The organism is Streptomyces sp. NPDC093225, from assembly GCF_044753805.1.
In the GTDB taxonomy this organism is placed as follows: domain Bacteria; phylum Actinomycetota; class Actinomycetes; order Streptomycetales; family Streptomycetaceae; genus Streptomyces.
In genome coordinates, this window is record NZ_JBIVNX010000008.1 from 89,090 (window position 1) to 111,896 (window position 22,807).

Consider the following 22,807-nt stretch of genomic DNA (forward strand, 5'->3'; position numbering starts at 1 on the left):
GGCGCGCTGTCGGACCCCCGTGACATCGTGGCCCCATGACCATCGAAGTGCGCCCCGCGGCCGCCTTCGCCGACGTCCGCGCGGTGATCGGCCCGAAGTCGCCCACGGCCACCGTCTGCTGGTGCCTGAGCTACCGGATCCCCGCCAAGCTCAACAACGAGCTGCGCGGCCCGGACCGCGGCGACCACGTCGCCGAGCTGTGCCGTGCCGCCACGCCGCCGGGGGTGATCGCCTACCGCGACGGCGAGCCGGCGGGCTGGGCCGCCGTGGCCCCGCGCGCGGACACCTCCTTCGCCCGCAGCCGCACTATCCCGCACGTCGACGACCTGCCGGTCTGGTCCCTCTGGTGCATACGGGTGCGCCCCGGCCACCGGAAGCAGGGCGTCTCGCACGCCCTCATCGCCGGCGCGGTCGAGTTCGCCCGCGTCCACGGCGCCCCGGTCGTCGAGGCGTACCCCCTCGACAACGGGGCCGCCACGGTGGACCTGACCATGGCCTACGCCGGACTGCGCCGGAACTTCGAGCGCGCCGGCTTCGTGCACGCGGCCGACACCGCCTCGGTTCTGGCCGGCCACCCCCGCGTCCTGATGCGTCTCGACCTGCGCTGACCTGCGCCGTGGGCGCCCTTCGGTCCCCGGTTCACCACCAGTAGGTTCCCCGGTTCACCACCAGTAGGTTCCCCGGTTCACCACCAGTAGGTGGGGTACCTCGGAGAGGCGCGGCGCACGCGGGAGGCGGCGTACCCGGTCAGCACGAGCAGCACCGTGGAGGCGAACAGCAGCGGCACGAAGCGCGCCGGGTCGGGCCGCTGGAGCACGATGACCACGGCGGTGGCGACGGCGGGGGAGTGCGGGGTACGGGCGACCAGGTTGAGGGCGAGCGCCAGCCCGGCCGCAACGGCCGCGGACCAGGCGCTGCTGCCCGCGCCCGCGAGGACGGCGAAGCCCGTGGCGCTGCCCAGCAGGTGGCCGGCGATCACGCTGCGCGGCTGGGCCAGCGGCAGGGTCGGCGCGCTGTGCACCAGGGCGGCGCTGGCCGCGAGGGGCGGTATGAGCACCGGCTCGTGGATCGCCGCACCGATGGCGACGAGGCCGAGGAGGACCGCGGTGGCGGCGCTGATGCTGTGGAAGGCCGCCGCGGGGCTGGGCCGCGCCGGGGCGCGCCCGGCGGGCGGGCGGCGGCGGGACGGCGCGGTGTCGGACGGGGGCGCGGCGCCGGGGGCGGCCGCGGCCGGCGCGGTGTCGGTGCTCATGGTGCGGGGTGATTCCGGGGGCTGGCGGCCGGACGGCCGGGGGCGGGACGGGAGAGCGGGGACGGGCCGCACGCCCACGACCCTATCCGCCGCGTGACTCCCGCCCGGCCGCGGGGTAGGTGAAGGGCGAACGATCCGCGGCGGACAGGGGGACCGGACATGGCAGCACGAGACCGCGGCGCCGGGACGCCGGCCCGCCACGACACGGCCCCCGGGGAGTCCGTGACCGGCAGGGACGCGCCTGACGGGGTCCCGCGCGCCGTTCCGGCCCCGGTCACCGGAGCGGACGAGGGCGGGGAGACCGCCTGCCTCCTGCACCTGGTCTGTCCCGGGTGCGGCCGCCTCGCGACCGCCCCCGGCGCGCGGCTCTGCCCGCGCTGCGGAGGCCCCCTGCCGAGCTGAGCCCCGTGCACCCCGGTCCCTCCCCGACCGCCTCCCACCGGCGCGATCGGTCCGGCATCTCGGCGTATGGTCCAGTTATGGAAGCTGCGGTGTCCGGCATCGGCGAGCAGCGCGGCGGGACGGAATTCCTGGACGCGGCGCTGGCCGACACGGTCCGGCGCACCGGCGCTTCCGCGGGGGCCCTCTACCTGCTCGACCAGGCGGGCCAGACGCTCGGCCTCGCGGTGCTGTGCGGCCTGCCGGCCGAGGTGGCCTGGCCCTGGCGCAGGATCCCGCTGGCGACACCCGTGCCGGTGAGCGAGGCCGTCCGCGAGGACCGCCTGGTGTGGGTGGGCTCCCAGGAGGAGCTCGCCCGTACCTACCCCCGCGTCGCGGCGAGCCTGCCGTACCGCTTCGCCCTCGCGGCCACACCGCTGCCGGGCCGCGCGCGGACCTGGGGCGGGCTGGTCCTGCTCTGGCCGGCCGCCCACCCGCAGAGCACCACCCGCCGCGAGCGGGGCCACATCGAGGCGGCGGCCCGGGGCATCGGCCACCTGCTCGACGAGTCCGCGGAGCCCCCGCAGCCGCCCGAGGAGCCCCGCCTGGTGCCCCTCGCCGAGCCCCACCTGTACGCCGGCCGGACCCCGGAGGCCGCCGCGGACTACGCTGAGCGCCTGCCGGAAGGCGCGCTGGCCCTGGACCTGGAAGGCCGGATCACCTTCGCCACCGCCACGGCGGCCACCCTCCTCGGCCGGGACGCCGACCGGCTCCTGGGCACCCGGCCCTGGCAGTCCCTGCCCTGGCTGGACCAGCCGGCCGTCGAGGACCACTACCGCACCGCCGTCATCAGCCGCGACCCGGTCGACTTCACCGCCCTGCACCCCCCGGACCGCTGGCTGCTCTTCGAGCTCTTCCCCGACGCCAGCGGCATCAGCGTCCGGATCAGCCCCGCGCCCGCCCCCGACGGGGAACCACCCGAGTCCGCACCCGGCTCCGCACCCGACTCCCCGCCCGACCGCGACGCCGGCCCGCCGCGCCCCGCGACCGCCGCCGCCCGTACCGCGCAGACCGGCCGCCTCTACCAGCTCCTGCACCTGGCGGCCGCGCTGACCGAGACCGTCGCGGTCAGCGACGTCGTCGAGCTGGTCGCCGGCCAGGTGCTGCCGGCCTTCGGCGCGGACGGCCTGGTCCTGTCCGCGGCGGAGGCCGGCCGTCTGAAGATCACCGGCTGGCACGGCTACGACGCGGCGGCCATCGAGCGCCTCGACGGCCTGCCCCTGGGCACCGACATCACCCCCGCGGGTCACGTACTGGCCACCGGAGTCCCGTCCTTCTTCGCCAGCGTCGAGGAACTGGCCCGTTCCTTCCCGCAGGCCCCGCTGATGAGCGGCAAGCACGCCTGGGCCTTCCTGCCGCTGCTCATCTCCGGCCGGCCGGTGGGCTGTTGCATCCTCTCCTACGACCATCCCCGCACGTTCACGGCCGACGAACGTGCGGTCCTCACGTCCCTCGCCGGTCTCATCGCACAGGCGCTGGACCGCGCCCGGCTGTACGACGCCGTGCACGGCCTCGCCCGCGGCCTCCAGGAGACCCTCCTGCCGCACAGCCTGCCGACCGTGCCCGGCCTGACGATGGCCGCCCGCTACCTGCCCGCGAGCCTCGGGATGGACATCGGGGGCGACTTCTACGACGTGATCCCCCTCGAAGCCACCACCGTCGCGGCCGTCATCGGCGACGTCCAGGGACACAACGTGGCCGCCGCCGCGCTCATGGGGCAGGTCCGCACCGCCATCCGCGCCAGCGCGGGCGCGTCGCCGGACCAGGTCCTGGCCCGCACCAACCGCGTCCTGATGGACCTCGGCACCGACCTGCTCGTCTCCTGCCTGTACGCGCGGATCGACCTCGCCGGCGGCACGGCCGTCCTCGCCAGCGCCGGCCACCCGCCGCCCCTGCTGCACCGGCCGGGCGGGCCGGGACACGCCGTCCGGCTCGACCCGGCCCCGCTGCTCGGCATCGACATCGGAGCCCCGTACCCGGTCACCGGCCTGGACCTGCCGGCGGGGAGCACCCTCGCCCTCTACACCGACGGACTCGTGGAGGTGCCCGGCACCGACCCCGACCGCACGGTCGCCGCGCTCGCCGACCAGCTCGCCCGCCAGGGCGACCAGGACGTCGACCGCCTCATCGACCACCTCATCCACCGCGCCTGGCCCACCGGCCGGTACACGGACGACACCGCCCTGCTCCTGCTGCGCACCGCCCCCGAGGGGCCGCGGAGCGCGTCCTAGGGGCCTGTCTTTTGGATCAGGCCCCTAGCGGAACGTCCGCACGTCCCTGAGCGTGCCGCCCTCCAGGTCCACCCGCCCCTGGAAGTCCCCGCCCGTCCGGGTGGCGACGACCAGGACGGGGGCGCCGTGGGGCGCGCCGGCGAAGGCCATCACGAAGCCGTGCACCGCCGACGGGTCGCCCACCAGGTCGGTGGGTGGCCTCAGCCGCGCCCGCTCCCGCCCGTCGGCCCGGAAGAGCACGGCGTTGTCCGAGGGCGAGAAGGGGGTGGTGTCGAGCGGCTCCACCACCAGCACCAGGTCGTCCCAGGCCAGTACGGACCGCGGTGGCGCGGGGTACGCCTTCTCCACCTCGCCGTCGGGACCGGTCCAGCGGACCGTGCGCTCGCCCGGCCGCCAGACGACGCCGACCGGCCGGCCGGTCATGCGGTGGCCGTGTCCAGCGCCACGGAGTCCGGCACGATGCCGGCGACCGGGGGGAAGAGCATCGCGCCGTCCTCGTCGGCCACGTCGACGGCGATGCCGGTCGGCCCGTCGAGCGAGGGGATCACCGAGTCGAGCAGCCGCGCTCCCAGGACGGCGAGGTACTCCGTCCCGGCGGCCGGGTCGGCGCCCCGGCGCAGCAGGAAGCGGGCGAGCGACTCCTCGTCCGTGAACGCGTACAGCCAGCGGACGCCGCCCTGCACGCCGGACATCAGCGCCCCGTCCACCACCGGTGCCAGCAGCGTCGCGCGGCGCAACTCGCCCACCAGCCGCTGCGGCCGGCCCGCTCCCGCCCGCATCGCGGCTATCTCCGCAGTCAACACGTCCTTGATCCCTTCGCCGGTGCCCCCACGTTATCCGGAGCGCTCCGGGTCGGTGCGCGAGGGCACGGCGTGCGGGCACGGCGTGCGGGCGGTCGGGTCGGCCCGCTCCCGACGGCGGCCCGGGCGGCCGGGGCTCCGGTCCGGTGCCGTCCCGTGCCGGGGTCGTTCCGTGCCGGGCACGGTCGGGCGATCCGACAGGTGCCGCGCCGCGCCGTGCCCGACCGGCCACGCGACACGCCGGGCCACGGGTCATTGCGGTGTCCGCCGACCGGACCTGGACGGAGCGTGCCGGGGCCCGGCGCGCGGCCCGGACTGCTAGGCAGGGCGGGTGCCCCGGCCGGGTCCGCCGGCCCGAGGCCCACCGCACCGAGGGAGACCCGCACGTGCCCACCCGCGCCCGCGGCCGCCGGCTCCGCGCCGGACTGTCCGCCACCGCCCTCACCGCCGCCGCGCTCGCGGCCCTGCTCCAGCCCGTGCAGGCGGCCGCCGGCCCCGATCCGTCCGGCGGCCGTCCGCCGCGGCACGACGACCGCCTCCAGCGCGAGCTCGAGGGGCTCGTCGCCCAGGACGACGGCCCGCCCGGCGTGATCGCCGTCCTCACCAGGGGGAACCGTACGCAGGTGTACACGGCCGGGGTCGGCGACATCGCCACGGGCCGCCCGCCGCGCCCCGACGACCACATGCGGATCGCCAGCGTCGCCAAGGCGTTCAGCGGTGCCGTCACCCTGCGCCTCGTCGACCAGGGCAGGCTGTCCCTCGACGACACCATCGGTGCCAGGCTGCCGCAACTGCCCGCCGCATGGGCAGCCGTGACCCTCCGTCAGCTGCTCCAGCACACCAGCGGCCTGCCCGACTACTCGCAGGACCCCGAGTTCATCGCGACGATCATGGCGGATCCGCGTCACGTCTTCGACCCGCACCACCTGCTCGACTTCGTGGCCGACGAGCCGCTCCGCTTCCGCCCCGGATCCCTGTACGAGTACTCCAACTCGGACAACATCGCCGCCGCCTACATGGCCGAGGCCGTGACCGGCCGGCCGTACGAGGAACTCCTGGAGGAACTCGTCTACCGGCCGCTGGGCCTGCACCGCACCAGCCTCCCGCTCGGCTACCGGCTGCCGCGCCCGTTCCTGCACGGCTACGCCGTCGACCCGCCCGCCGAACCCGAGGACGTCAGCGAGGCCATCAGCGCCTCCGGCGCCTGGGCCTCCGGCGGCATCGTGTCGACCCCACGGGAACTCGGCGCCTTCATCCGCGCTTACGGCGGCACCGCGTTGCTCTCGGAGCCGACCCGCGCGGAGCAGCGCGCCTTCCGCCCCGGCGACTCCTCCGAGCCCCCCGGTCCGGGCACCAACGCGGCCGGGCTGGCGCTCTTCCGGTACACGACCCGCTGCGGCGTGCTCCACGGCCACACCGGGAACACCGCCGGGTACACCCAGCTCGCCGCCACCACCCCCGACGGCTCCCGCTCCCTGACCTTCACCCTCAACACGCAGGTCAACGCGGCCGGCAAGCCCGCGCTGCTGGCCCGGCTCCGCACCGTCCAGGAGGACTTCGCCTGCGCCCTGCTGGCGGACGGGTGACCGGCACCCGCCGCACGGGCGGGTGAAGCGGCCGGCCCGCCGCGCAGCAGGCCGGCCGGCACCCGGCGGCCGCAGCACACCAGCAGGAGGCCCCGGGCCGCCCCGGACACCCGCGCCCCGGAACCGTACGACCGGTCCAGGTCGTCGGCGCACAGCCGTACCCCGCCCAGGTCGACGCCGAAGAACCGCAGGCCGCGGGGCCGGACGTCGTCCAGGAGCACGCGCAGCCGCTCCCCGGGGACGTGCCGGTCCAGCCCCAGGGGCACCGTGACGTCCAGCCCGTGCACGACGTCGTGGCCGCCCCACGTACTGGCGCAGCTCGCCGACCGGGGCCTGGGTGTGGCGGTCCTGCCGGCCGGCGAGGGCGCCACGGCGCCCGAGCCGGTGCCGCCGGACTACGCCCCGGCTTCCAGGACCCGCTTGAGCGCGGCGAGTTCCTTGTCGACCAGGGCGATCTGCTCGTCGAAGAAGGCGTCGGTGAAGGTGGGCGGCTGGAAGAAGGTGATCATGAACTCGGCGCCGCTGCCGTTGGCCACGACCCGGGCGGGGACCCGCCAGGAGGCCTGGTCGTCCACGTAGTCGTGGTCGAGGACGCCGAGTTCGGCGTTACCGCGGATGCGCAGCCGGGCGGGTCCCTGCGGGGTGGTCATCAGCCACCAGTCGGGGTCGTCGGTGGGTTCGACGGCCTGCACGTTGACGACGGCCCAGGCGGGCCAGTTCGCCGGATCGGCCACGAAGTCGAAGACCTCGGCCACGGGGCGCTGGATGCTGACGGTCTTGGTCACCGAGCGGGCGATGGTCTGGGTGGTGCTCATGGCGGGGCCTTTCAGGGGGTGGGGGGTGCCGCGCGACCGTCATGGCCTTCGTCGACCAGCTGCCGGATCCAGTCCTCCAGGCGGCGTCGCCGGTCGGGCTCGAGGGCGGCGAAGAAGTGGGCGTCGTTCCGGTCGGCGATCTCGGCGAGCCGCGGTACGAGGTCGCGGCCGCTCTCGGTGAGGGTCAGGCGCAGGGTGCGCCGGGACGCGGGGTCGGGCTCGCGGGCCATCAGGCCCTTCGCGGCCAGCCGGTCGACCAGGCGGGAGACGGCGCCGGCGTCGATGTCGACGTACCGGGCCACCTCGCGGGTGGTCGTGGCGTCGCCGCGGTGGACGGTGATGAGCACCGCCCACTGCGAGACGGTCACGCCGTGCTCGGCGAGCTGCCGCTCGAAGCGCCCGTGCACCTCGTCGGAGAGTCGCCGGAGCCAGTACCCGAGGTGGTCGCGGAGTCCGCTGGTCCGTTCTGTCACACCTCCATCGTGCGTGCCGCGACAATTGTTGTCAAGACAACGTTTCGCGCGCACCCCGCACCCCGCACCCTGTCCGCTCCGGCCGGCCCGCTGCGGCCCCCGGCGTCAGCGCTTCGGCAGCGGGAGCAGTTCGGCGTGCTCGACCGTGTAGCCGCCCTTGGTCACCGGGGCGTACGGCGCAGGGGCCATGCAGGTGCCCACGATGGCCTCCTTGGGGGCGGCGTGGCGGGTCGGCAGCAGGTTCACCCCGTTCCAGGAGAAGCCCACCCGGTCACGCGAACGGCCCTTGTCCACGCCGCCGTCGTAGACGCTGAGCCCGACCCGCTTGCCGACGTCCTTCGGGCCGCCCGGGCTCACCGTGGTGATGACCGCCGTCAGTGTCGCCGTGCGGGGGCCGGTGACGAGGCAGTCCACCACGCCATGGGACGTGAACGTCTTGTGCAACTCGGCGGAGTAGTGGGAGATCGTGACCGTGCCCCGGGCGTCGGTCGGCAGACCCGTGGGGATCCCGGGCAGCGGCCGGCTGTACGGGGCCGCGTGCGCGTCGAAGCGGAACGTGCGAACGTCGTGGTCCGGGTAGTACGGGAGGACGAACTCCCCGCTCCCCGTGACGCTCGCGTGCGCCGTCCTGTCCGCGCGCTGCTCCGCGGAGGAGGCGGGGGAGGAGCTCAGGGGCAGGGCGACGAGCAGCGCGGTGAGCACGGCGGGCAGGGCCATCGTCCGGGGGCGGGGCAGGGAAGGCATCGAAGTCTCCTTGTGGTGGGGCCCGTTGATCGGGTGCACCCATCCTCGCGCCCGGCCCCGGCCGGGCCATCCGCCCGGATCCGTAACTCACCTCGGGCCCGCCTCGGCCTCGCGGCCGCCCGCTATCAGCCTCGTGGGCGACCGGCGTCAGCCCTGGGTCGCACACTCCGCACCCGGCGAACCGCAGGGGCGCCTCCCTGCCGTCCCCGTCGGCTCCGTCATCGGGAAGGTCGAGCGGCAGATGTACGGCCGGGCCCCCTGGTGGGGGCGGAGCTCGCCCGCCGGAGCGGCGATCCGACGGTGCCCGAGGGGCGGTTCCCGTGTCGCACCTCGTTCCCCTCGATCAAGGAGGGCGACTGTCGGCATCCGGGTGCCGCCCGAAGGCCGCATGGACCGTCCCGACTGGAACCGCCTGATCGACGTCCTCACCGCGCACGGCCCGCAGGGCGCCGACGCGTCGTGCGTGGCCTACTACAACCCGCTGCTGTACGGCGGCGAGGACTTCGAGGTCCCGCACGTCCGGACCGGCACGCTCGCGGACGCCAAGGTGCTGTTCGACCACCCCGACGAGGACGGCTGGAGTCCGTCCAACTTCTGGCCCCGGGACCGGTCCTGGGTCCTGTGCACGGACCACGACCTCTGGGCCACCTGACCCGGCCCGACCGCCGGGGCTCGGCCTCCGCGTCGGGCCGAGCGGTCCGGCGTACCGGCGGCACAGGGGGCCGTCACTCCTCGAGCTGGTGGTCCGCCCAGACGTAGCTCTCCGGCAGCAGTTCGACGCACGGGCCGCCGGTGAAGTGGTAGGCGTACACGTCGGTGATGATCCGCCCGTCCCGGGCGCGGTCGGCGGGGGCCATGGTGTGCTCGTCGCCCCGGCAGCGCGTCCGGCCCCGCCGGGCGAACCCGGGCGGGGCCGGCGACCCGACTGGGCGTCAGGAGACGCTCAGCCAGAAGGGGTTGGTGAAGGCCACCAGTGGGCCTGGCAGGGGTGGGGCCGTCGCGGGGCGGCGGGCCTCGGCGCGCACGTACGCGGAACGGGTCGGCGTGGTGCGCCACTCCAGGACCGTGCCCGACGGGGCCGTGACGGCCACGCCCTGGTCCGTGACGAGGCGCAGTTCGCACGGTCCGGCGCCGTCGACCGACAGCCGGACGAGCACCTCTTCCGAAGGCCCGGCCACCAGCCGCTCCCCGATGCCCGCCCGGCCGCCCCGTGCGCTGACGGCGTCGAAGGCCACCGTGACGGCCGAGGACTCGGCTCCGTACGCGCGCCCGGCGCGCAGGGCGTCCAGGATCGCCGGCCGTGACAGGTCGTCGGCCAGCACGACCGTCTGCGGTGAGCCGACCCGGTCGGCGCCACGGTGGAAGTCGCTGTGGGCGAGGGCCGGCAACCAGCGGCCCTCGGGACCGGCCCCCGGCGCGCCGCCCCGCAGCGTGGCGTCCCAGGAGGCGAGGGAGACCTCGTCGTCCGGAGTCCAGGGGCCGTTCCACACCTCCACCGCGTCCGCCTCGCCGAGGCCGAACTTCCATGCGCAGCCGATGCAGGAGGCGTGCGGGTGGGCCGGGACCACCAGGCCGCCGGCCCGGCGGATCTCGTGCGCGAAGCGGCCGAACCGGTCGTCGCGGGCGCGATAGCGCCAGTCCACGAAGGTCCCCGGGTCCGTGCCGACCGCCAGGACGTGGCCGGTCCGGGTGGTGACCTCCTCGCCCGTCAGGACCAGCAGCTCGGGGCCGGCCGCCGCCGCGTACTCGGAGTGGGAGGTGTGCGTGTTGTGGTCCGAGCCGTTGATGAAGTCCAGGCTGGCGGCGCGGGCGAGCGCCACGATCTCGGCGGGGGTACGGCCGCCGTCGGAGTGGACCGAGTGGAGGTGGCAGTCCCCGCGGTACCAGGCCCGGCCCCGCCCGCGGGCCCGCGCGGGCGGACCGCCGGAGTCGGAGCGTGCCCCGGCCCCGGAGTCGGAGGGTGCCCCGGCCCCGGCCTCGGCCCCGGAGGTGGACCCGGATTCGGAGGTGGACCCGGGGTCGGCGCCGGAGCCCCCGCCGTCGCCTGGCACAAGGGTGACCGTGACCTCGTACGCCAACCCCTGCGGCGCCACCGTGTACGGCCCGAGCGCGACCCACCAGCGGCCCGGCCGGAGCGGTCCGGCCACGTACCCGGGGTGGCCGCGTCGGCCCGTACGAAGAACTCGGCGCGGGCGCCGCCCGACCAGCCGCGGAACCCGCGGCCGCCCAGGGCCGTGCCGCGCTGGTCGAAGAGGCCGATGTCGAGGGCGTTGCCGGGCGTCCCGGGCGGGACGGCGGGCCGGTCGTAGGCGTAGCGGACGCGCAGTTCGCCGGTGCCCGCCGGTACGTCGACGGGCAGGTAGAGGAAGTCGGGCGCCCCGCGCGGGATCGTGCCGCTCAGGGTCGTCGTCGCGGCCCCGGCGGGCGGTGCGCCGGCCGCGGCGGGGGTCAGGGGGGTGGCGGCGGAGGTCGCTCCGGTCGCCAGCAGTGCTCGTCTACTGAGAGCCATGCCCCGATCGTGCTCGCCCGAGGTGAATCCCGCGTGAAATCAGAACGCCCAGGCTTCACCAAGGCGCACGCGTCGCTCCCCGCGGCGCAGGGAGTCCCCGCCACGGGACGACCCCGCGCCCCACCCCGGGGGCCGCAGCCCTCCGGCCCCCGGCGCCCCCACCCCACCCCGCCCCACCCCGCCGATCCGAGATGCGCCCCCGCCGCCCAGCGTCGATCATGAATGGCGTCACCGCACACCGCGGGCCCGAGCGGCTCGCCCGATGCCCGCGCGCCGGGGCTGGGAGCGTGCCGATGGCCGGTCACGACGACACGGGAGCCGCAGCCGGGGCGGGCGGCGGACCCCCGGCACGCGAACGGCCCACCCCGGCCGGCGCCCTCGCCGCCGACGGTCCCGGCGCCACGGGACCTGACGCCACCGGACCTGACGCCACCGGACGAGGCGCCACCGTTCCTGGCACGACCGGACCTGACGCCACCCGTCCCGAGGCCACCCGCCCCGACACCGCCGGCGCCGGCCCCGGGCGCGAGGCCACCGCGGCGGAACCGGCACCCGACGAGGACCGGCCGCCGGCGGCCGCCCGGCTCAACCTGGCCGTCGCCACCGTCGGTTTCACCCTCACCTTCTGGGCCTGGGCCCTCATCGCCCCGCTGGCGAGCACCTTCGACGAGCGCCTGCACTTGAGCTCGTTCGCCCAGTCGGTGCTCGTCGCCGTACCCGTCCTGGTCGGCTCCCTCGGCCGGGTGCCGGTCGGCGCCCTCACCGACCGCTTCGGTGCCCGGCTGCTGTTCCCGCTGGTGAGCGCACTGACCATCATCCCCGTCCTGCTGCTCGTGCCCGCCAAGGGGTCCTACGGCGCCCTCCTCGCGGTCGGCTTCGTCCTGGGCCTGGGCGGCACGACGTTCGCCATCGGTGTCCCGCTCGTCAACTCCTGGTTCCCGCCCCGGCACCGCGGCGCCGCCCTCGGCGTCTTCGGCATGGGCATGGGCGGCGTCGCCCTCTCGGGCTACTTCACCCCCCGCATGTACCGGCACAGCGAGAACCTGCCGTTCCTGGTGCTGGCCGCCGCCCTGGCCGGGTACGCCGTGCTCGCCGCGCTGCTGCTCAGGGACCGGCCCGGGCGGCCCGTACCGACGACGCCCCTGACCGCCCGGCTGGCCGCCGCGGGCCGGCTGCGGGTGACGTGGGAGCTGTCCGCCCTGTACGCGATCGGCTTCGGCGGCATCGTGGCGTTCGGCGTCTACCTGCCGACGTACCTCAGGACCTGGTACGGCCTCAGCCCGACCGACGCCGGCACGAAGGCCGCCGGATTCGCGCTCGTCACCGTGGTGTTCCGGCCGATCGGCGGCTGGCTCGCGGACCGCGTGCACCCGGCGGTCGTGACCGCCTGGGCCCTGGGAGCCGTGGCCCTCCTGGCGGTCCTGCAGGCCTTCGACCCGGCGCTGACGCCCACGGCCACGGTCTGCCTGCTGCTCATGGCCGCCGGCCTCGGCACCACCAGCGGCGCCGTGTTCGCCCTGGTCTCCCGGGTCACCCCGCAGCCGCAGGTCGGCAGCGTGACCGGCATCGTGGGCGCCATGGGCGGCCTGGGCGGGTTCGTCCCGCCGCTGGTCATGGGCGCCGTCTACAGCGCCAAGTCCTCCTACTCCATCGGCTTCATGCTGCTCTCCAGCCTCGCGCTGGCCGGCTGCGTGTACGCGTACGGCCGCATGCGCGGCGCCGGTTCCCCGGGTTCCCCGTAGGGGCGCCGCCCCCGCGGTCTACCGGGACGGCGAGGGCTGCGCCGGGCTGGGCGTGCCGTTGGGCTGCGCCGCCGAGGGCAGGGACCAGACGTGTGCCGGCGTGGCGACCTGCGTGACGGCCTTGCCGACGAGGGTGGCGAGGTTCCCGTGGTCCCCGTCGATGTCGGAGTTGACGATGACCACGAGGACGGCGTCCTCCTGCGGGAGCCGGGCGGCGATCGTCTCGTAGCCCGGCAGTTCGCCGTTGTGTCCCAGCCAGCCGTTGACATCGGCGAGCCCCAGCCCGTAGCCGACCCCCGGGTAGCCGGTGGGCAGCATGACCAGCCGGTCGATCTGGGTGCCCGGGCTCAGGAGCAGGGTGCCGTCGGGCAGCTTCCCGCGGGCCAGGACGCCGGCCCAGGTGTGCAGGTCGTCGAGGGTCGAGGTCATGGCCCCGGCCGCCCACGCCCAGCTGGGGTTCCAGCCGGACGCGTCGGTGGGCTTCCCGCCCCCGCCCAGGTCCGTGTAGCCGTGGGCGTACGGGCTCGGGATCGTGGCTCCGGCCGGCAGCACGGTGTCGGCCAGGCCGGCCGGCCGGAGGACCTCGTCCTGCAGGTAGGCGGCCAGCGTGCGGCCGGTCACCTTCTCCACCAGGACGCCGAGGAGCACGGTGTTGGTGTTGCTGTACTCCCAGCGGGCGCCGGGCGGGAAGTCGGCGGGGTGCTTGAAGGCGATGTCGAGCAGCTGCCGGGGCGTCCACGAGCCGTGCGGGTCCTTCTGGTACGCCGCGAGGAAGGCCGGGTCCTCGGTGTAGCTGTGGAGACCGCTGCGCATGTCCGCCAGCTGCCGCACGGTGATCCGGTCGCCGCCGGGCACGCCGGCGACGTACCTGCCGATGGGGGCGTCCAGGGCCACCGCGCCCTGGTCGACCAGGCGGAGCACGGCGGTGACGGTGAAGGTCTTGGTGACGCTTCCGATGCGCGTGTGCAGGTCCGCGTTCATGGGGGCGCCGGTCGCGGTGTCGGACGTACCGAACGAACGTTCGTACGCCCAGCCGTCGTCCTTCCACAGTCCGACGGTGACCCCTGGGATGTCGCCCTCCGCCATCGCGTCCCGGACGGCTTCGTCCAGGCGCTGGGCGGTGGCCGGGTCGATGACGTCGCGCGGGGGCGGCGCCGCGGCCGGCGCCGGGCCGGCGAGGAGCGCCGCCAGCAGGAGCGACAGCGCGGCCAGCGCGGGAAGTGCTCGATGGCGGCTCATGGGACCTCTCCTGGCATGGCGTTCCGGAAGTCCCCGAGCCCACCGTCCCATCGTAGGAACCGGCCCGGTGGACGGCGACCGCAGTGCTCGCCCCCCGCCGTGGAGCTTCTGCGGTCGCGCTCGCCGTCCCCGTCGTGGGCGCCGTCCCTGTCGTGGTCGTGGTCGTGGGTCGCGGTGCCGGGGTGGCTGCCGTGCGGGCGGGTCGCCGTCCCGGCACCGGGTCCGTCCGCCCTTCTAGCCGCCCGCCAGCGGGTCGCGTCCCCGGTGCCGTCGCCGCACGCCCGTCGCCACGGCGGCCACGAGGACCAGGCCGACCAGCGGGAGCAGCACCGTCGGCCGGAACGCGCCCGACAGGGCGCCGAGGGTCAGCAGGACGACGCCCACGCCGAGGACGGCCGAGGCCGTCCGCAGGCCCGCGAAGGCCTGCCGGCCCGTCAGGAGCAGCCCCGCGGCCACCGGTACGGCGAACCGCAGCGCCCCGAGCGGGTACGGCAGCGGGCACACCACCAGGGCCGTCGCCAGGACGGCCGCCCACACCACCGCGGCGAGCACACCCGTCGCCGTGCGGACGCGCGGCTGCGGCCGCAGGTCGGGCGGGCAGGCCACCGCCGCCAGGGCCAGCAGGACGGGCAGGGCCCAGAACACGGCGGCGAACCCGAGCGCGTGCGGGCCCAGCCGGACGAGGTCCACCGCGACACCCGCGACGACCGCCGCGAGCGCGGTCCAGGCGCCCGCCGCCCAGGCGCCTGCCAGGGCGACCGCCGCCCCGAGCAGCGCGGCGAACCGGACCGCCACCACCGCCACCACCGCGGCCATCACCGCCCCGGTGCCGCCCGGCCCGCCCGGTGTGTCGAGAACGCGCAGCACCAGCGTGGACCAGCACACCGCGTCCGCGCCCACCCCGATCGCCGCGAACGGCGCCAGGGCGGCGAGGCCCCGCCCCGCGCGTCCCGCCGAGCCGAGCCCGAGCCGCATGCGCACCGCGTGGCCCGCCACGTCGGCCGCCTCGCGCAACCGGGCCGCCCGGCCCACACCGCCCGTGGCCTCGCGGTAGGCGTCGGCTATCTCGTCGCCGAACTCCCGGCGGTAGGCGGCCGGATAGAACCTCAGCAGAGCGGTCACGGCGTCACCGTCCCGGAGGCCAGCGGGCCGACCCCGCCCAGCCCCAGACGTCGGGTCGCCTCCTGGGCGGTGCGCGCGATCCGCGCCGCCTCGGCGGCGAGCACCTCGCGGCCGCGCGGGGCCAGCGCGTAGCTGCGCCGCATCCGGCCGTCGACGACCTGTTCCTCGTGGACGGCGATCAGTTCCTGTTCGAGGAGCCGCTCCAGGGCCCCGTACAGCGTCCCGGTCCGCATCGTGGTGCGGCCTTCCGAGATCTTCTCGACCTCCTGGGCGATGGCGTACCCGTGCCGCGGGGCATCGGCGATCGCGGTGAGGATGAGCAGCGTCGGCTCGCGCAGAGCTTGATCGTTCACGAGCGTCACCATAGCTCGGCATCCGACATATGTCGATCACTGTCCTATCTGGCGGCCCGGCGGCCCGGCATCGGGCGCCGCCGTCCGGCTGCCGGTGCCCCGGTCGCACGTGGCAGACCCCGTCCCGGCCCCGGGGCCGGGCTACGGTCGCATCCGAAGGAGTCGCGCACGCGGCGATGAGTTCTCCCGGTCCCCGGAGTCTCAACACCGTCACTGTCACCGACCACACAGGAGGAGCACGTGGCTCAGCTGCTGAGGGTGCAGAACTTCGGCGTCTCCAGCGACGGGATCGCCGCCGGCGAGGACCAGAGCTTGGAGCGGCCGTTCGGACACGTCGATCCCGGGAAGCTGTTCGCCTGGGCGGGGGCCACCGCGAGCTGGCCCAACCGCACCGACCCCGGCGGCAGCCGGGGCATCGACGACTACTTCACCCGGGACTTCGCGAACAACATCGGCGCCGAGATCATGGGCCGCAACAAGTTCGGCCCGCAGCGCGGGCCCTGGCAGGACCACGAGTGGCGCGGCTGGTGGGGAGACGAGCCGCCGTTCCACACCCCGGTGTTCGTGATGACCCACCACCCGCGCCCGTCGTTCACGCTCTCCGACACCACGTTCCACTTCGTGGAGGGCGACCCGGCCACGGTGCTGGGCCGGGCCCGCGAGGCGGCGCAGGGCAAGGACGTCCGGCTCGGCGGCGGCGTCACCACCATCCGGGAGTTCCTCGACGCCGACCTCGTCGACACCCTGCACGTGGCGGTCTCGCCGGTGAAGCTCGGGTCCGGGCTACGGCTGTGGGACGCCCCGGAGGACCTGCTGGACCGCTTCCACCTGGACGTCGTGCCCAGCCCGAGCGGTGTGACCCACCACCTGTTCTGGAGGAAGTGACTTTTCCCGACGCCGGTGGAACCCCGGACGGTGGGAGTCCCTCTCACCGTCCGAGGGGGACGACACATGAGGATCACGGTTCGGGTTCGGTACGCACGCGCCGCCGCGGCGCTCGCCTGCTGCTGCCTGGCGCTGACCGCCTGCGGCACGGAACGCACGGGGACCCGGGCGGCCGCCCCGCCGGGAGCGGGCTCACCCGCGTCACCCGCCCCGGGCCCGGACTGCCGCCCCGGCCTGCCCGACAGCACCACGGATGACCAGGGGACCGGTCCGGACACCACCTCCGACGACCAGGGCACGGGTCCGGACACCACCTCCGACGACCAGGGGACGCTCCCCGATCTGACGAGCGACGACCAGGGCACGCTCCCCGACGAGACCTCCGACGACCAGGGGACGCTCCCCGATCTGACCAGCGACGACCAGAACACCGGTCCGGACCTGACGAGCGACGACCAGGGCGCCCTCCCCGACACCACCACCGACGACCAGGGTCCGGGGGCCGGCGCGTCCGGCGACGGATGCGTGCCGGCCACCGGCCCGTACCGCTGGTTCCCGATGCTGCGCGAGTTCCGCGCCCACCTCGCGTCGCACCCCGCGACGGCGGCCGCCGGCACCGCCTCCCACGTGGCGAGCGTCGACATCCGCACCCGCCCCGCCGACGGGCGCGCCGAGGCGGTCGTCCGGGTCGACTACGGCGTCGCGGAGCAGGAGGGCGCGGACCGCACCGCCCGCGCGTTCGCCGAGTGGCGGCGTTCCGGCTACGGCGACCACGGGCACGTCCGGGTCCTCGGCCCGGCCAAGACCACCGCCGACCTGGACTGGTGACGCGCCCCCGCGCCACGGACCGGCGGCGGACCGTCGGACGCATCCGGAGCCCGCCCACGGGTAGCCGCCCGGCATGCACACTCACTCCGTAAGGCCCACGCACCGCACGCACCCCACCCACCGCGCGGAGCCGCGCCGGACGGCCGGGCCCGGCCCGGTGCTGCGCGCCGTGGAACGGCTGGAGCACTCACCCCGCCCCGACGGTCTCGCCGCCGCCGTCCGCCGCGTCGTGCGGGCCGCCCCGCTCGGGCGGGCCCGCGACGTCCTGCACGGCGTGCCCCTCGGACACCCCGCCCACCCCCTCCTCGTCCAGGTCCCGATCGGCGCCTGGGTCTCCGCGGCGGTACTGGACCTGCTGCCCGGGGAGGGCCGCGCGGCCCGGGTGCTGATCGGCGTCGGCCTGGGAGCCGCCGCCCCCGCCGCGCTCTCGGGCTGGACGGACTGGGCCGAGCTGCCGCCCGAGCAGGCGCGCGTCGGACTCGTCCACGCCGCCTCGAACGTCAGCGCGCTGTCCCTGTACGGTGCCTCGCTGGCCGCCCGGGCCCGCGGCCGGCCCGTCGCCGGCCGGGCCCTCGCCTTCGCGGGCCTGACCTGCGTGGGCGTCGGCGGGGCCCTGGGCGGCCACCTCGCCTACCGGCAGGCGGCCGGCGCCAACCACGCCGAGGCCGTACCGCACACCGTGGGCCCCGGGTGGCACCGGCTGGGCCCGGTGTCGGACCTGACCGAGGGCCGGCCGGTACGGGCCACCGTGGACGGCGTCGAGGTGGTCGTCGTCCGCGAGCCGGACGGCGCGGTGCGCATGCTCGCCGAGCGCTGTGCGCACATGGCGGGCCCGCTCTCGCAGGGCGAGGTGGCGGACGGCTGCATCCGCTGCCCGTGGCACGGCAGCGTCTTCCGCCTGGAGGACGGCTGGAACGTGACCGGCCCGGCCACCGCCCCGCAGCCGGCGTTCGACACCCGTGTCGTGGACGGCCGGGTGGAGGCCCGGCTGCGCCGCGCCCCGGGAACCTGACCAGGCTCCCGCAGGGGCCGGCCCGGCGCGGGCCGGCCCCTCCTCACGCCGGATGCCCGGCCCGTACGTCGTCCACGTCGCTGAAGGCCAGCAGCCCACCGCGACTCCCCGCCGCCGGGCCGACGTCGACGACGTCCAGCAGGAAGCCCACGTGGTCCCCGCCCGGACAGTGGCCGCGCACCCGGCCGACGAACCAGCCGGCCGCCTCCCGGAGCACCGGCGTGCCCTCCGCACCCCGCGGGTCCCAGGCCACGTGCTCGAACTTGTCGACGAGGTCGCCGCTCCGCCCGCCGAACAGTGCCGCGAGCCCGTGTCCCGCGGCGTCCAGGACGTGCACCGCGAGGTGCTCGCAGCGCAGCGCGACCCGGTACGTCCGGTTCGCCACCGACAGCCACACCACGAACCGGGGCGGATCGATCGAGCACTGCGACGCGAAGCCGACCAGACAGCCCGCGAGGTCTCCGTCGGCCGCCGCCGTCACCACGTACACCGGGTAGTCGAGGAGGTCGCCGAACCGGTCGAAGTCGTTCGTCATGGGCCGCTCCTGCCCGTCGGCCCGGGCCGGCACGCCGCGGGCGGTCGACACCGTCGCCGGGTGAGCGGTGCGGGCCGGCGGCCCGCACCGGCCGGCACGCGTGCGCGCACCGGCCGGCCCGGAACCGGGATCAGCGCAGGTCGAACCGGTCGAGGTCCATGACCTTCTGCCACGCGGCCGCGAAGTCGCGCGCGAACTTCTCGCCCGCGTCCGCGGAGGCGTACACCTCCGAGACGGCCCGCAGCTGCGAGTGGGAGCCGAAGACGAGGTCGACGGCCGTCGCGGTCCACCTGACCTCGCCCGTGGCGCGGTCCCGGCCCTCGTACTGGTTCTCCGCCGACGTGGAGGCGTGCCACTCCGTGTCCATGTCGAGCAGGTTCACGAAGAAGTCGGTCGTCAGCTTCCCGGGCCGGTCGGTGAGGACGCCGTGCGGGCTCTGCCGGACGTTCGCGTTCAGCGCCCGCATCCCGCCGACCAGCACCGTCATCTCGGGCGCGGTCAGCGTCAGCAGGCTGGCCCGGTCCAGCAGCAGCGTCTCCGGAGCCAGCTTCTCGCCGGCGCGCAGGAAGTTGCGGAACCCGTCCGCCCGCGGCTCCAGGACGGCGAACGAGTCCGCGTCCGTCTGCTCCTGCGAGGCGTCCGTACGCCCCGGCGCGAACGGGACGGTGACGTCGTACCCGGCGTCCTTCGCGGCCCGCTCGACGGCCGCGCACCCGCCCAGCACGACCAGGTCGGCCAGCGAGACCTTCTTCCCGCCGGTCTGTGCGCTGTTGAAGTCCCGCCGGATCCCCTCCAGGGTCCGCAGGACCTCGGCCAGTTCCGGGGTGTCGTTGACCTCCCAGTCCTTCTGCGGCGCGAGCCGGATGCGGGCGCCGTTCGCGCCGCCGCGCATGTCCGTGCCGCGGAAGGTCGCCGCGGACGCCCAGGCGGTGGCGACCAGGTCGGGGACGGACAGCCCCGAGGTGAGGACCTTCTCCTTGAGGGCGGCCACGTCCGCGTCCCCGACCAGTGGGTGGTCGACCTCCGGGACCGGGTCCTGCCACAGCTGCGGCTCGGGGACCCACGGGCCCAGGTAGCGGGCCACGGGACCCATGTCACGGTGCAGCAGCTTGTACCAGGCCCGGGCGAAGGCGTCGGCCAGGGCGGCCGGGTCCTGGTGGAAGCGCCGGGCGATCGGCTCGTAGACGGGGTCCATCCGCAGGGCGAGGTCCGTCGTCAGCATCATCGGCGCGTGGCGCTTCGACGGGTCGTGCGCGTCCGGCACGGTGCCCTGCGCCTCCGGGTTCCGGGGCGTCCACTGCCGCGCCCCGGCGGGGCTGGTGGTCAGCTCCCATTCGTACGCGAAGAGGTTGTCCAGGTAGCCGTTGTCCCAGGTGGTGGGCGCGTTGGTCCAGGCGCCCTCCAGACCGCTGGTGATCGTGTCGACGCCCTTGCCGGTGCCGGAGGTGTTCGGCCAGCCGATGCCCTGCGCCTCCACGGGGCAACCCTCCGGCTCCGGGCCGACGTACTGCGGGTCGACCGCGCCGTGGCACTTGCCGAAGGTGTGGCCGCCGATGATGAGGGCGGCGGTCTCCTCGTCGTCCATCGCCATGCGGCCGAAGGTGTCCCGGATGTCCTTGGCGGCGGCCAGCGGGTCCGGGTTGCCGTTCGGGCCCTCCGGATTCACGTAGATCAGGCCCATCTGGACGGCGCCGAACGGATTGGCGAGTTCCCGGTCGCCGCTGTAGCGCTCGTCCCCGAGCCAGGTGTCCTCCGGACCCCAGAAGATTTCCTCCGGCTCCCAGATGTCCTCGCGCCCGAACCCGAATCCGAACGTCTTGAATCCCATCGACTCCAGAGCGCAGTTTCCGGCGAACACCAGGAGATCCGCCCAGGAGATCTTCCGGCCGTACTTCTGCTTGACCGGCCACAGCAGTCGGCGCGCCTTGTCGAGGCTCGCGTTGTCCGGCCAGCTGTTCAGGGGGGCGAACCGCTGCGCTCCGGCGCCGCCGCCGCCGCGGCCGTCGGCGATGCGGTAGGTGCCCGCGGCGTGCCAGCTCATGCGGATGAAGAGGGGCCCGTAGTGGCCGTAGTCGGCGGGCCACCAGTCCTGCGAGGCGGTCATCACCTCGAACACGTCCCGCTTGAGCGCGTCGACGTCGAGCTTCTTGAACTCTTCCGCGTAGTCGAAGTCCTCGCCCATCGGATTGGCCCCGGGCGAGTGCTGGTGGAGAACCTGGAGATCCAGCTGGTTCGGCCACCAGTCCCGGTTCGTCCGGGGCCGCGTCGCGGTGGGGGCCGGGGAGGGGATTACCGGGTTCTCGCTTTCGCTGCCGGACATGTCCGTCCTTCTTTCCTGTCGCGCTCTTTCCTGCTGCCGGCTACTGCCCGCGCGTGGACGTCCCCGCGATGCGGCGGGCCGTCCGGCGACGACCGTATGGCACTGCGGACTTCGGAGCCACGAGAACACGCACAGCAACTCCGCGTACATGTAATCCGAAATTCCGGCATCGATTTTAGTCGCATGAACTCCGGCGCAAATGGGGGAGACGCGGGGAAAGGGCGGGGCGTCCAGGGCGCCGGCGCCGGGCGGATCAGTCCGCCAGGAAGTCGGTGAGCGCCCCGGCCACCGACGCGGGGTCCTCGACCTGCGGGTAGTGGCCGACGGCGGGCGGTCCGGCGAGCTCCTCGATCCGGGCCCGGGGCATCCGTACCCGCAGGCGCTCCAGGACGTGGGCACCGCTGATCGGGTCGGCCGGCCCCCACACGAAGAGCGTCGGCCCGGGGAAGGACTCCAGCGCCCCGGTCCACCGGGCGGCGTGCCGGCGCCGCTCGTCGATGTACCCCAGCAGCCGCGGCGCGAGGCGGTGGCCGCCGGCCCGGGCGACCGACGCCCACAGGTCGTCGAGGTCCGCGTCCGCCACCTCGCGGCCCAGCACGGCGCGCAGCGCGGCCGCGAAGCGCCGCCGGGTCGTGAGCGGGGCCAGCAGCGGCCCGAGCGGTCCGTGCAGCAGCCGCTGCATGAGCACAGGACGGTGCAGGTCGGGGTAGAGGCCGCCGTTGAGCCACGCCATGCGGGTGATGCGCGCCGGATCGCGGGCCAGCAGCTCCTGGCCGACGCTGACGCCGTAGTCGTGCGCCACCAGGGCGGTGCTGCCGATGCCGCACTGCCACCAGACCTCCTCGACCAGCGAGGCCTGTTCCAGCACGGAGTACGGGTGCCGGCGGGGCTTGTCGCTCTCGCCGAAGCCGAGCAGGTCCAGCGTGGTGACGCGCAGCCCGGCCGCCGCCAGCGCGGGCACGACCGCCGCCCAGTCGTGGGAGGAAGTGGGGAAGCCGTGGATCAGGGTGACCGGCGTGCCGTCCGGGGGGCCGTCGTGGCGGACGAAGACCGTGTGGTCGCCGACCTGGACGGTGGCCCCGCCGGCCGTCCACCGGCTCAGGGGCGGCAGCACCCGCGGTACGTTCACGCGTCCCCCTCCTTCTCGTGCAGGCGGCCGAGCCCGTGCAGCAGCGTGGCCAGACCGAACTCGAACTCCTCGTCGCCGTCGAGGGAGTTGAGCAGCTCGGCGTTGCGGTGGACCACCGGATGGGTGCGCGGGGACAGCGAGGTGAACAGGTCGGTCATCGCGGCGCGCTGCTCGGACGTACGGGCCGCGCCGCCGGCGTCGAGCACCGCGGAGCCGATCACGAAGTGGGTGACGGTGAGGTACACGTGCACGGCCGTGCGCGCCGGCCAGCCCTGACCGAGCAGCTGCCCGAGGGCGTGTTCGCGGGCCCGCAGCGCGTTCGGCCCGAGCAGCTGGCCGGTGGTGAGGAGCGGGACCACCGCCGGGTGGGCCAGGAGCACCCGGCGGAACTCCCGGGCGCCGTCCTCCAGACCGGTCCGCCAGTCGCCGCCGAGCACCGGCAGCCGGATCTCGCCGAGCACGTGGTCGACGGTCTCGATCAGCAGCTCCTCCCGGCTCGCCACGTGCCGGTAGAGGGAGGTGTGGCGCACCTGGAGGTGCTCGCCGAGGCGCCGCATGGTGAGGGCGTCCGTCCCCTCGCGGTCGGCGAGTTCGAGGGCGGCGGCCGTGATGCGCTCCAGGGTCAGCCCGCCCCGGCGCGGCCGGCGCCGGGCGCGCTCGGCGTAGCGCGCCTGCCACCAGGCGGGGGAGCCGGGCTCCGGGGTCCGCCCGCCGGCCCGGTCGGACTCGGGCGGCGGGGGAGCGGAGGGGCTTGCGGGTGCTCGGGACGCTTCGGATGCCATGGGTCCTGTCCT

The 22,807-nt window shown here is 75.5% G+C and carries 22 protein-coding genes and 2 pseudogenes; 9 read left to right on the forward strand and 15 right to left on the reverse strand.

Annotated elements, in window-relative coordinates:
* Positions 1–35 precede the first annotated feature (35 nt).
* On the forward strand, positions 36–608 hold the full coding sequence (locus ACIQCH_RS10185) for a GNAT family N-acetyltransferase (RefSeq protein WP_402579961.1): 573 nt from the start codon (positions 36–38) through the stop codon (positions 606–608).
* Between the two features lie 77 nt (positions 609–685).
* Here the strand turns inward: ACIQCH_RS10185 and ACIQCH_RS10190 are convergent, their stop codons facing one another.
* Positions 686–1,252, reverse strand: a complete 567-nt coding sequence (locus tag ACIQCH_RS10190) for an HPP family protein (RefSeq protein ID WP_402579963.1) — start codon at positions 1,250–1,252, stop codon at positions 686–688.
* A 159-nt stretch (positions 1,253–1,411) separates the two neighbouring features.
* Here ACIQCH_RS10190 and ACIQCH_RS10195 point away from each other — a divergent pair, with 159 nt between their 5' ends.
* Together ACIQCH_RS10195 and ACIQCH_RS10200 are read left to right on the forward strand one after the other, a co-directional pair.
* A complete protein-coding gene (locus ACIQCH_RS10195) occupies positions 1,412–1,654 on the forward strand; it encodes a hypothetical protein (RefSeq protein ID WP_402579965.1) in 243 nt (80 codons plus the stop codon).
* A 77-nt stretch (positions 1,655–1,731) separates the two neighbouring features.
* On the forward strand, positions 1,732–3,921 hold the full coding sequence (locus ACIQCH_RS10200) for a SpoIIE family protein phosphatase (protein WP_402579967.1): 2,190 nt from the start codon (positions 1,732–1,734) through the stop codon (positions 3,919–3,921).
* A 24-nt stretch (positions 3,922–3,945) separates the two neighbouring features.
* On the opposite strand, the gene ACIQCH_RS10205 is transcribed toward ACIQCH_RS10200, so the two are convergent.
* Together ACIQCH_RS10205 and ACIQCH_RS10210 are read right to left on the reverse strand one after the other, a co-directional pair.
* Positions 3,946–4,344: a hypothetical protein gene (locus tag ACIQCH_RS10205; RefSeq protein WP_402579969.1), complete on the reverse strand. Its 399-nt coding sequence runs from the start codon at positions 4,342–4,344 to the stop codon at positions 3,946–3,948.
* Positions 4,341–4,724: an SseB family protein gene (locus tag ACIQCH_RS10210; RefSeq protein WP_402579971.1), complete on the reverse strand. Its 384-nt coding sequence runs from the start codon at positions 4,722–4,724 to the stop codon at positions 4,341–4,343. Before ACIQCH_RS10210 ends, ACIQCH_RS10205 begins: the two co-directional genes overlap by 4 nt.
* 383 nt (positions 4,725–5,107) lie before the next feature.
* Here ACIQCH_RS10210 and ACIQCH_RS10215 point away from each other — a divergent pair, with 383 nt between their 5' ends.
* The gene (locus tag ACIQCH_RS10215) at positions 5,108–6,307 is read left to right on the forward strand and encodes a serine hydrolase domain-containing protein (protein ID WP_402579973.1); all 1,200 of its coding nucleotides are present in this window, start codon (positions 5,108–5,110) and stop codon (positions 6,305–6,307) included.
* Positions 6,308–6,702: 395 nt separating this feature from the next.
* Here the strand turns inward: ACIQCH_RS10215 and ACIQCH_RS10220 are convergent, their stop codons facing one another.
* The 3 genes from ACIQCH_RS10220 to ACIQCH_RS10230 all read right to left on the reverse strand — a co-directional run bounded on the left by ACIQCH_RS10220 (position 6,703) and on the right by ACIQCH_RS10230 (position 8,339).
* On the reverse strand, positions 6,703–7,122 hold the full coding sequence (locus ACIQCH_RS10220; protein ID WP_402579975.1) for a hypothetical protein: 420 nt from the start codon (positions 7,120–7,122) through the stop codon (positions 6,703–6,705).
* 11 nt (positions 7,123–7,133) lie between these two features.
* Entirely contained in the window at positions 7,134–7,595 is a 462-nt protein-coding gene (locus ACIQCH_RS10225) for a MarR family winged helix-turn-helix transcriptional regulator (RefSeq protein ID WP_402579977.1), read from the reverse strand.
* Positions 7,596–7,700: 105 nt separating this feature from the next.
* Entirely contained in the window at positions 7,701–8,339 is a 639-nt protein-coding gene (locus ACIQCH_RS10230) for a hypothetical protein (protein WP_402579979.1), read from the reverse strand.
* 388 nt (positions 8,340–8,727) lie between these two features.
* On the opposite strand from ACIQCH_RS10230, the gene ACIQCH_RS10235 reads away from it, so the two are divergent.
* Complete coding sequence (locus tag ACIQCH_RS10235) at positions 8,728–8,991, forward strand: hypothetical protein (protein WP_402579981.1); 264 nt, start codon at positions 8,728–8,730, stop codon at positions 8,989–8,991.
* Positions 8,992–9,106: 115 nt separating this feature from the next.
* On the opposite strand, the pseudogene ACIQCH_RS10240 reads toward ACIQCH_RS10235, so the two are convergent.
* Together ACIQCH_RS10240 and ACIQCH_RS10245 are read right to left on the reverse strand one after the other, a co-directional pair.
* Positions 9,107–9,232, reverse strand: a pseudogene (locus ACIQCH_RS10240) (cytidine deaminase); the annotation flags it as partial.
* A gap of 39 nt (positions 9,233–9,271) precedes the next feature.
* A pseudogene (locus ACIQCH_RS10245) lies at positions 9,272–10,848 on the reverse strand (CehA/McbA family metallohydrolase).
* 293 nt (positions 10,849–11,141) lie between these two features.
* On the opposite strand from ACIQCH_RS10245, the gene ACIQCH_RS10250 reads away from it, so the two are divergent.
* Complete coding sequence (locus ACIQCH_RS10250; RefSeq protein ID WP_402579983.1) at positions 11,142–12,590, forward strand: MFS transporter; 1,449 nt, start codon at positions 11,142–11,144, stop codon at positions 12,588–12,590.
* 18 nt (positions 12,591–12,608) lie between these two features.
* On the opposite strand, the gene ACIQCH_RS10255 is transcribed toward ACIQCH_RS10250, so the two are convergent.
* The 3 genes from ACIQCH_RS10255 to ACIQCH_RS10265 all read right to left on the reverse strand — a co-directional run bounded on the left by ACIQCH_RS10255 (position 12,609) and on the right by ACIQCH_RS10265 (position 15,304).
* Positions 12,609–13,829, reverse strand: coding sequence for a serine hydrolase domain-containing protein (locus ACIQCH_RS10255; protein WP_402579985.1), 1,221 nt, complete (start codon positions 13,827–13,829; stop codon positions 12,609–12,611).
* 234 nt (positions 13,830–14,063) lie between these two features.
* A complete protein-coding gene (locus ACIQCH_RS10260) occupies positions 14,064–14,951 on the reverse strand; it encodes a hypothetical protein (RefSeq protein ID WP_402579987.1) in 888 nt (295 codons plus the stop codon).
* Positions 14,948–15,304, reverse strand: a complete 357-nt coding sequence (locus ACIQCH_RS10265) for a PadR family transcriptional regulator (RefSeq protein WP_402579989.1) — start codon at positions 15,302–15,304, stop codon at positions 14,948–14,950. The genes ACIQCH_RS10260 and ACIQCH_RS10265 overlap by 4 nt, the downstream gene beginning before the upstream one ends.
* A gap of 240 nt (positions 15,305–15,544) precedes the next feature.
* Between ACIQCH_RS10265 and ACIQCH_RS10270 the strand changes: the two genes are divergently transcribed.
* The 3 genes from ACIQCH_RS10270 (at position 15,545) to ACIQCH_RS10280 (ending at position 18,029) form a co-directional block, all read left to right on the forward strand.
* Positions 15,545–16,189: a dihydrofolate reductase family protein gene (locus ACIQCH_RS10270; protein WP_402579991.1), complete on the forward strand. Its 645-nt coding sequence runs from the start codon at positions 15,545–15,547 to the stop codon at positions 16,187–16,189.
* Positions 16,190–16,255: 66 nt separating this feature from the next.
* On the forward strand, positions 16,256–17,017 hold the full coding sequence (locus tag ACIQCH_RS10275; RefSeq protein WP_402579993.1) for a hypothetical protein: 762 nt from the start codon (positions 16,256–16,258) through the stop codon (positions 17,015–17,017).
* 73 nt (positions 17,018–17,090) lie between these two features.
* Entirely contained in the window at positions 17,091–18,029 is a 939-nt protein-coding gene (locus ACIQCH_RS10280; protein ID WP_402579995.1) for a Rieske 2Fe-2S domain-containing protein, read from the forward strand.
* 43 nt (positions 18,030–18,072) lie between these two features.
* On the opposite strand, the gene ACIQCH_RS10285 is transcribed toward ACIQCH_RS10280, so the two are convergent.
* From ACIQCH_RS10285 to ACIQCH_RS10300, 4 genes are all read right to left on the reverse strand, one after another.
* Positions 18,073–18,564 (reverse strand): flavin reductase family protein, encoded by a 492-nt coding sequence (locus tag ACIQCH_RS10285; RefSeq protein WP_402579997.1) that lies wholly within the window; start codon positions 18,562–18,564, stop codon positions 18,073–18,075.
* A gap of 130 nt (positions 18,565–18,694) precedes the next feature.
* A complete protein-coding gene (gene katG / locus ACIQCH_RS10290; RefSeq protein ID WP_402579999.1) occupies positions 18,695–20,884 on the reverse strand; it encodes a catalase/peroxidase HPI in 2,190 nt (729 codons plus the stop codon).
* 253 nt (positions 20,885–21,137) lie between these two features.
* Entirely contained in the window at positions 21,138–22,013 is an 876-nt protein-coding gene (locus tag ACIQCH_RS10295; RefSeq protein ID WP_402580001.1) for an alpha/beta fold hydrolase, read from the reverse strand.
* Complete coding sequence (locus tag ACIQCH_RS10300) at positions 22,010–22,795, reverse strand: TetR/AcrR family transcriptional regulator (protein WP_402580003.1); 786 nt, start codon at positions 22,793–22,795, stop codon at positions 22,010–22,012. The genes ACIQCH_RS10295 and ACIQCH_RS10300 overlap by 4 nt, the downstream gene beginning before the upstream one ends.
* Between the last annotated feature and the right edge of the window lie 12 nt (positions 22,796–22,807).

What these genes read in the sequence shown, in the direction of transcription:
- ACIQCH_RS10185 (WP_402579961.1), top strand. Translation starts at nt 36, where the DNA reads ATGACCATCGAAGTGCGCCCCGCGGCCGCCTTCGCCGACGTCCGCGCG.
- ACIQCH_RS10190 (WP_402579963.1), bottom strand. Translation starts at nt 1,252, where the DNA reads ATGAGCACCGACACCGCGCCGGCCGCGGCCGCCCCCGGCGCCGCGCCC.
- ACIQCH_RS10195 (WP_402579965.1), top strand. Translation starts at nt 1,412, where the DNA reads ATGGCAGCACGAGACCGCGGCGCCGGGACGCCGGCCCGCCACGACACG.
- ACIQCH_RS10200 (WP_402579967.1), top strand. Translation starts at nt 1,732, where the DNA reads ATGGAAGCTGCGGTGTCCGGCATCGGCGAGCAGCGCGGCGGGACGGAA.
- ACIQCH_RS10205 (WP_402579969.1), bottom strand. Translation starts at nt 4,344, where the DNA reads ATGACCGGCCGGCCGGTCGGCGTCGTCTGGCGGCCGGGCGAGCGCACG.
- ACIQCH_RS10220 (WP_402579975.1), bottom strand. Translation starts at nt 7,122, where the DNA reads ATGAGCACCACCCAGACCATCGCCCGCTCGGTGACCAAGACCGTCAGC.
- ACIQCH_RS10230 (WP_402579979.1), bottom strand. Translation starts at nt 8,339, where the DNA reads ATGCCTTCCCTGCCCCGCCCCCGGACGATGGCCCTGCCCGCCGTGCTC.
- ACIQCH_RS10235 (WP_402579981.1), top strand. Translation starts at nt 8,728, where the DNA reads ATGGACCGTCCCGACTGGAACCGCCTGATCGACGTCCTCACCGCGCAC.
- ACIQCH_RS10250 (WP_402579983.1), top strand. Translation starts at nt 11,142, where the DNA reads ATGGCCGGTCACGACGACACGGGAGCCGCAGCCGGGGCGGGCGGCGGA.
- ACIQCH_RS10255 (WP_402579985.1), bottom strand. Translation starts at nt 13,829, where the DNA reads ATGAGCCGCCATCGAGCACTTCCCGCGCTGGCCGCGCTGTCGCTCCTG.
- ACIQCH_RS10275 (WP_402579993.1), top strand. Translation starts at nt 16,256, where the DNA reads ATGAGGATCACGGTTCGGGTTCGGTACGCACGCGCCGCCGCGGCGCTC.
- ACIQCH_RS10280 (WP_402579995.1), top strand. Translation starts at nt 17,091, where the DNA reads ATGCACACTCACTCCGTAAGGCCCACGCACCGCACGCACCCCACCCAC.
- ACIQCH_RS10285 (WP_402579997.1), bottom strand. Translation starts at nt 18,564, where the DNA reads ATGACGAACGACTTCGACCGGTTCGGCGACCTCCTCGACTACCCGGTG.
- katG (WP_402579999.1), bottom strand. Translation starts at nt 20,884, where the DNA reads ATGTCCGGCAGCGAAAGCGAGAACCCGGTAATCCCCTCCCCGGCCCCC.
- ACIQCH_RS10300 (WP_402580003.1), bottom strand. Translation starts at nt 22,795, where the DNA reads ATGGCATCCGAAGCGTCCCGAGCACCCGCAAGCCCCTCCGCTCCCCCG.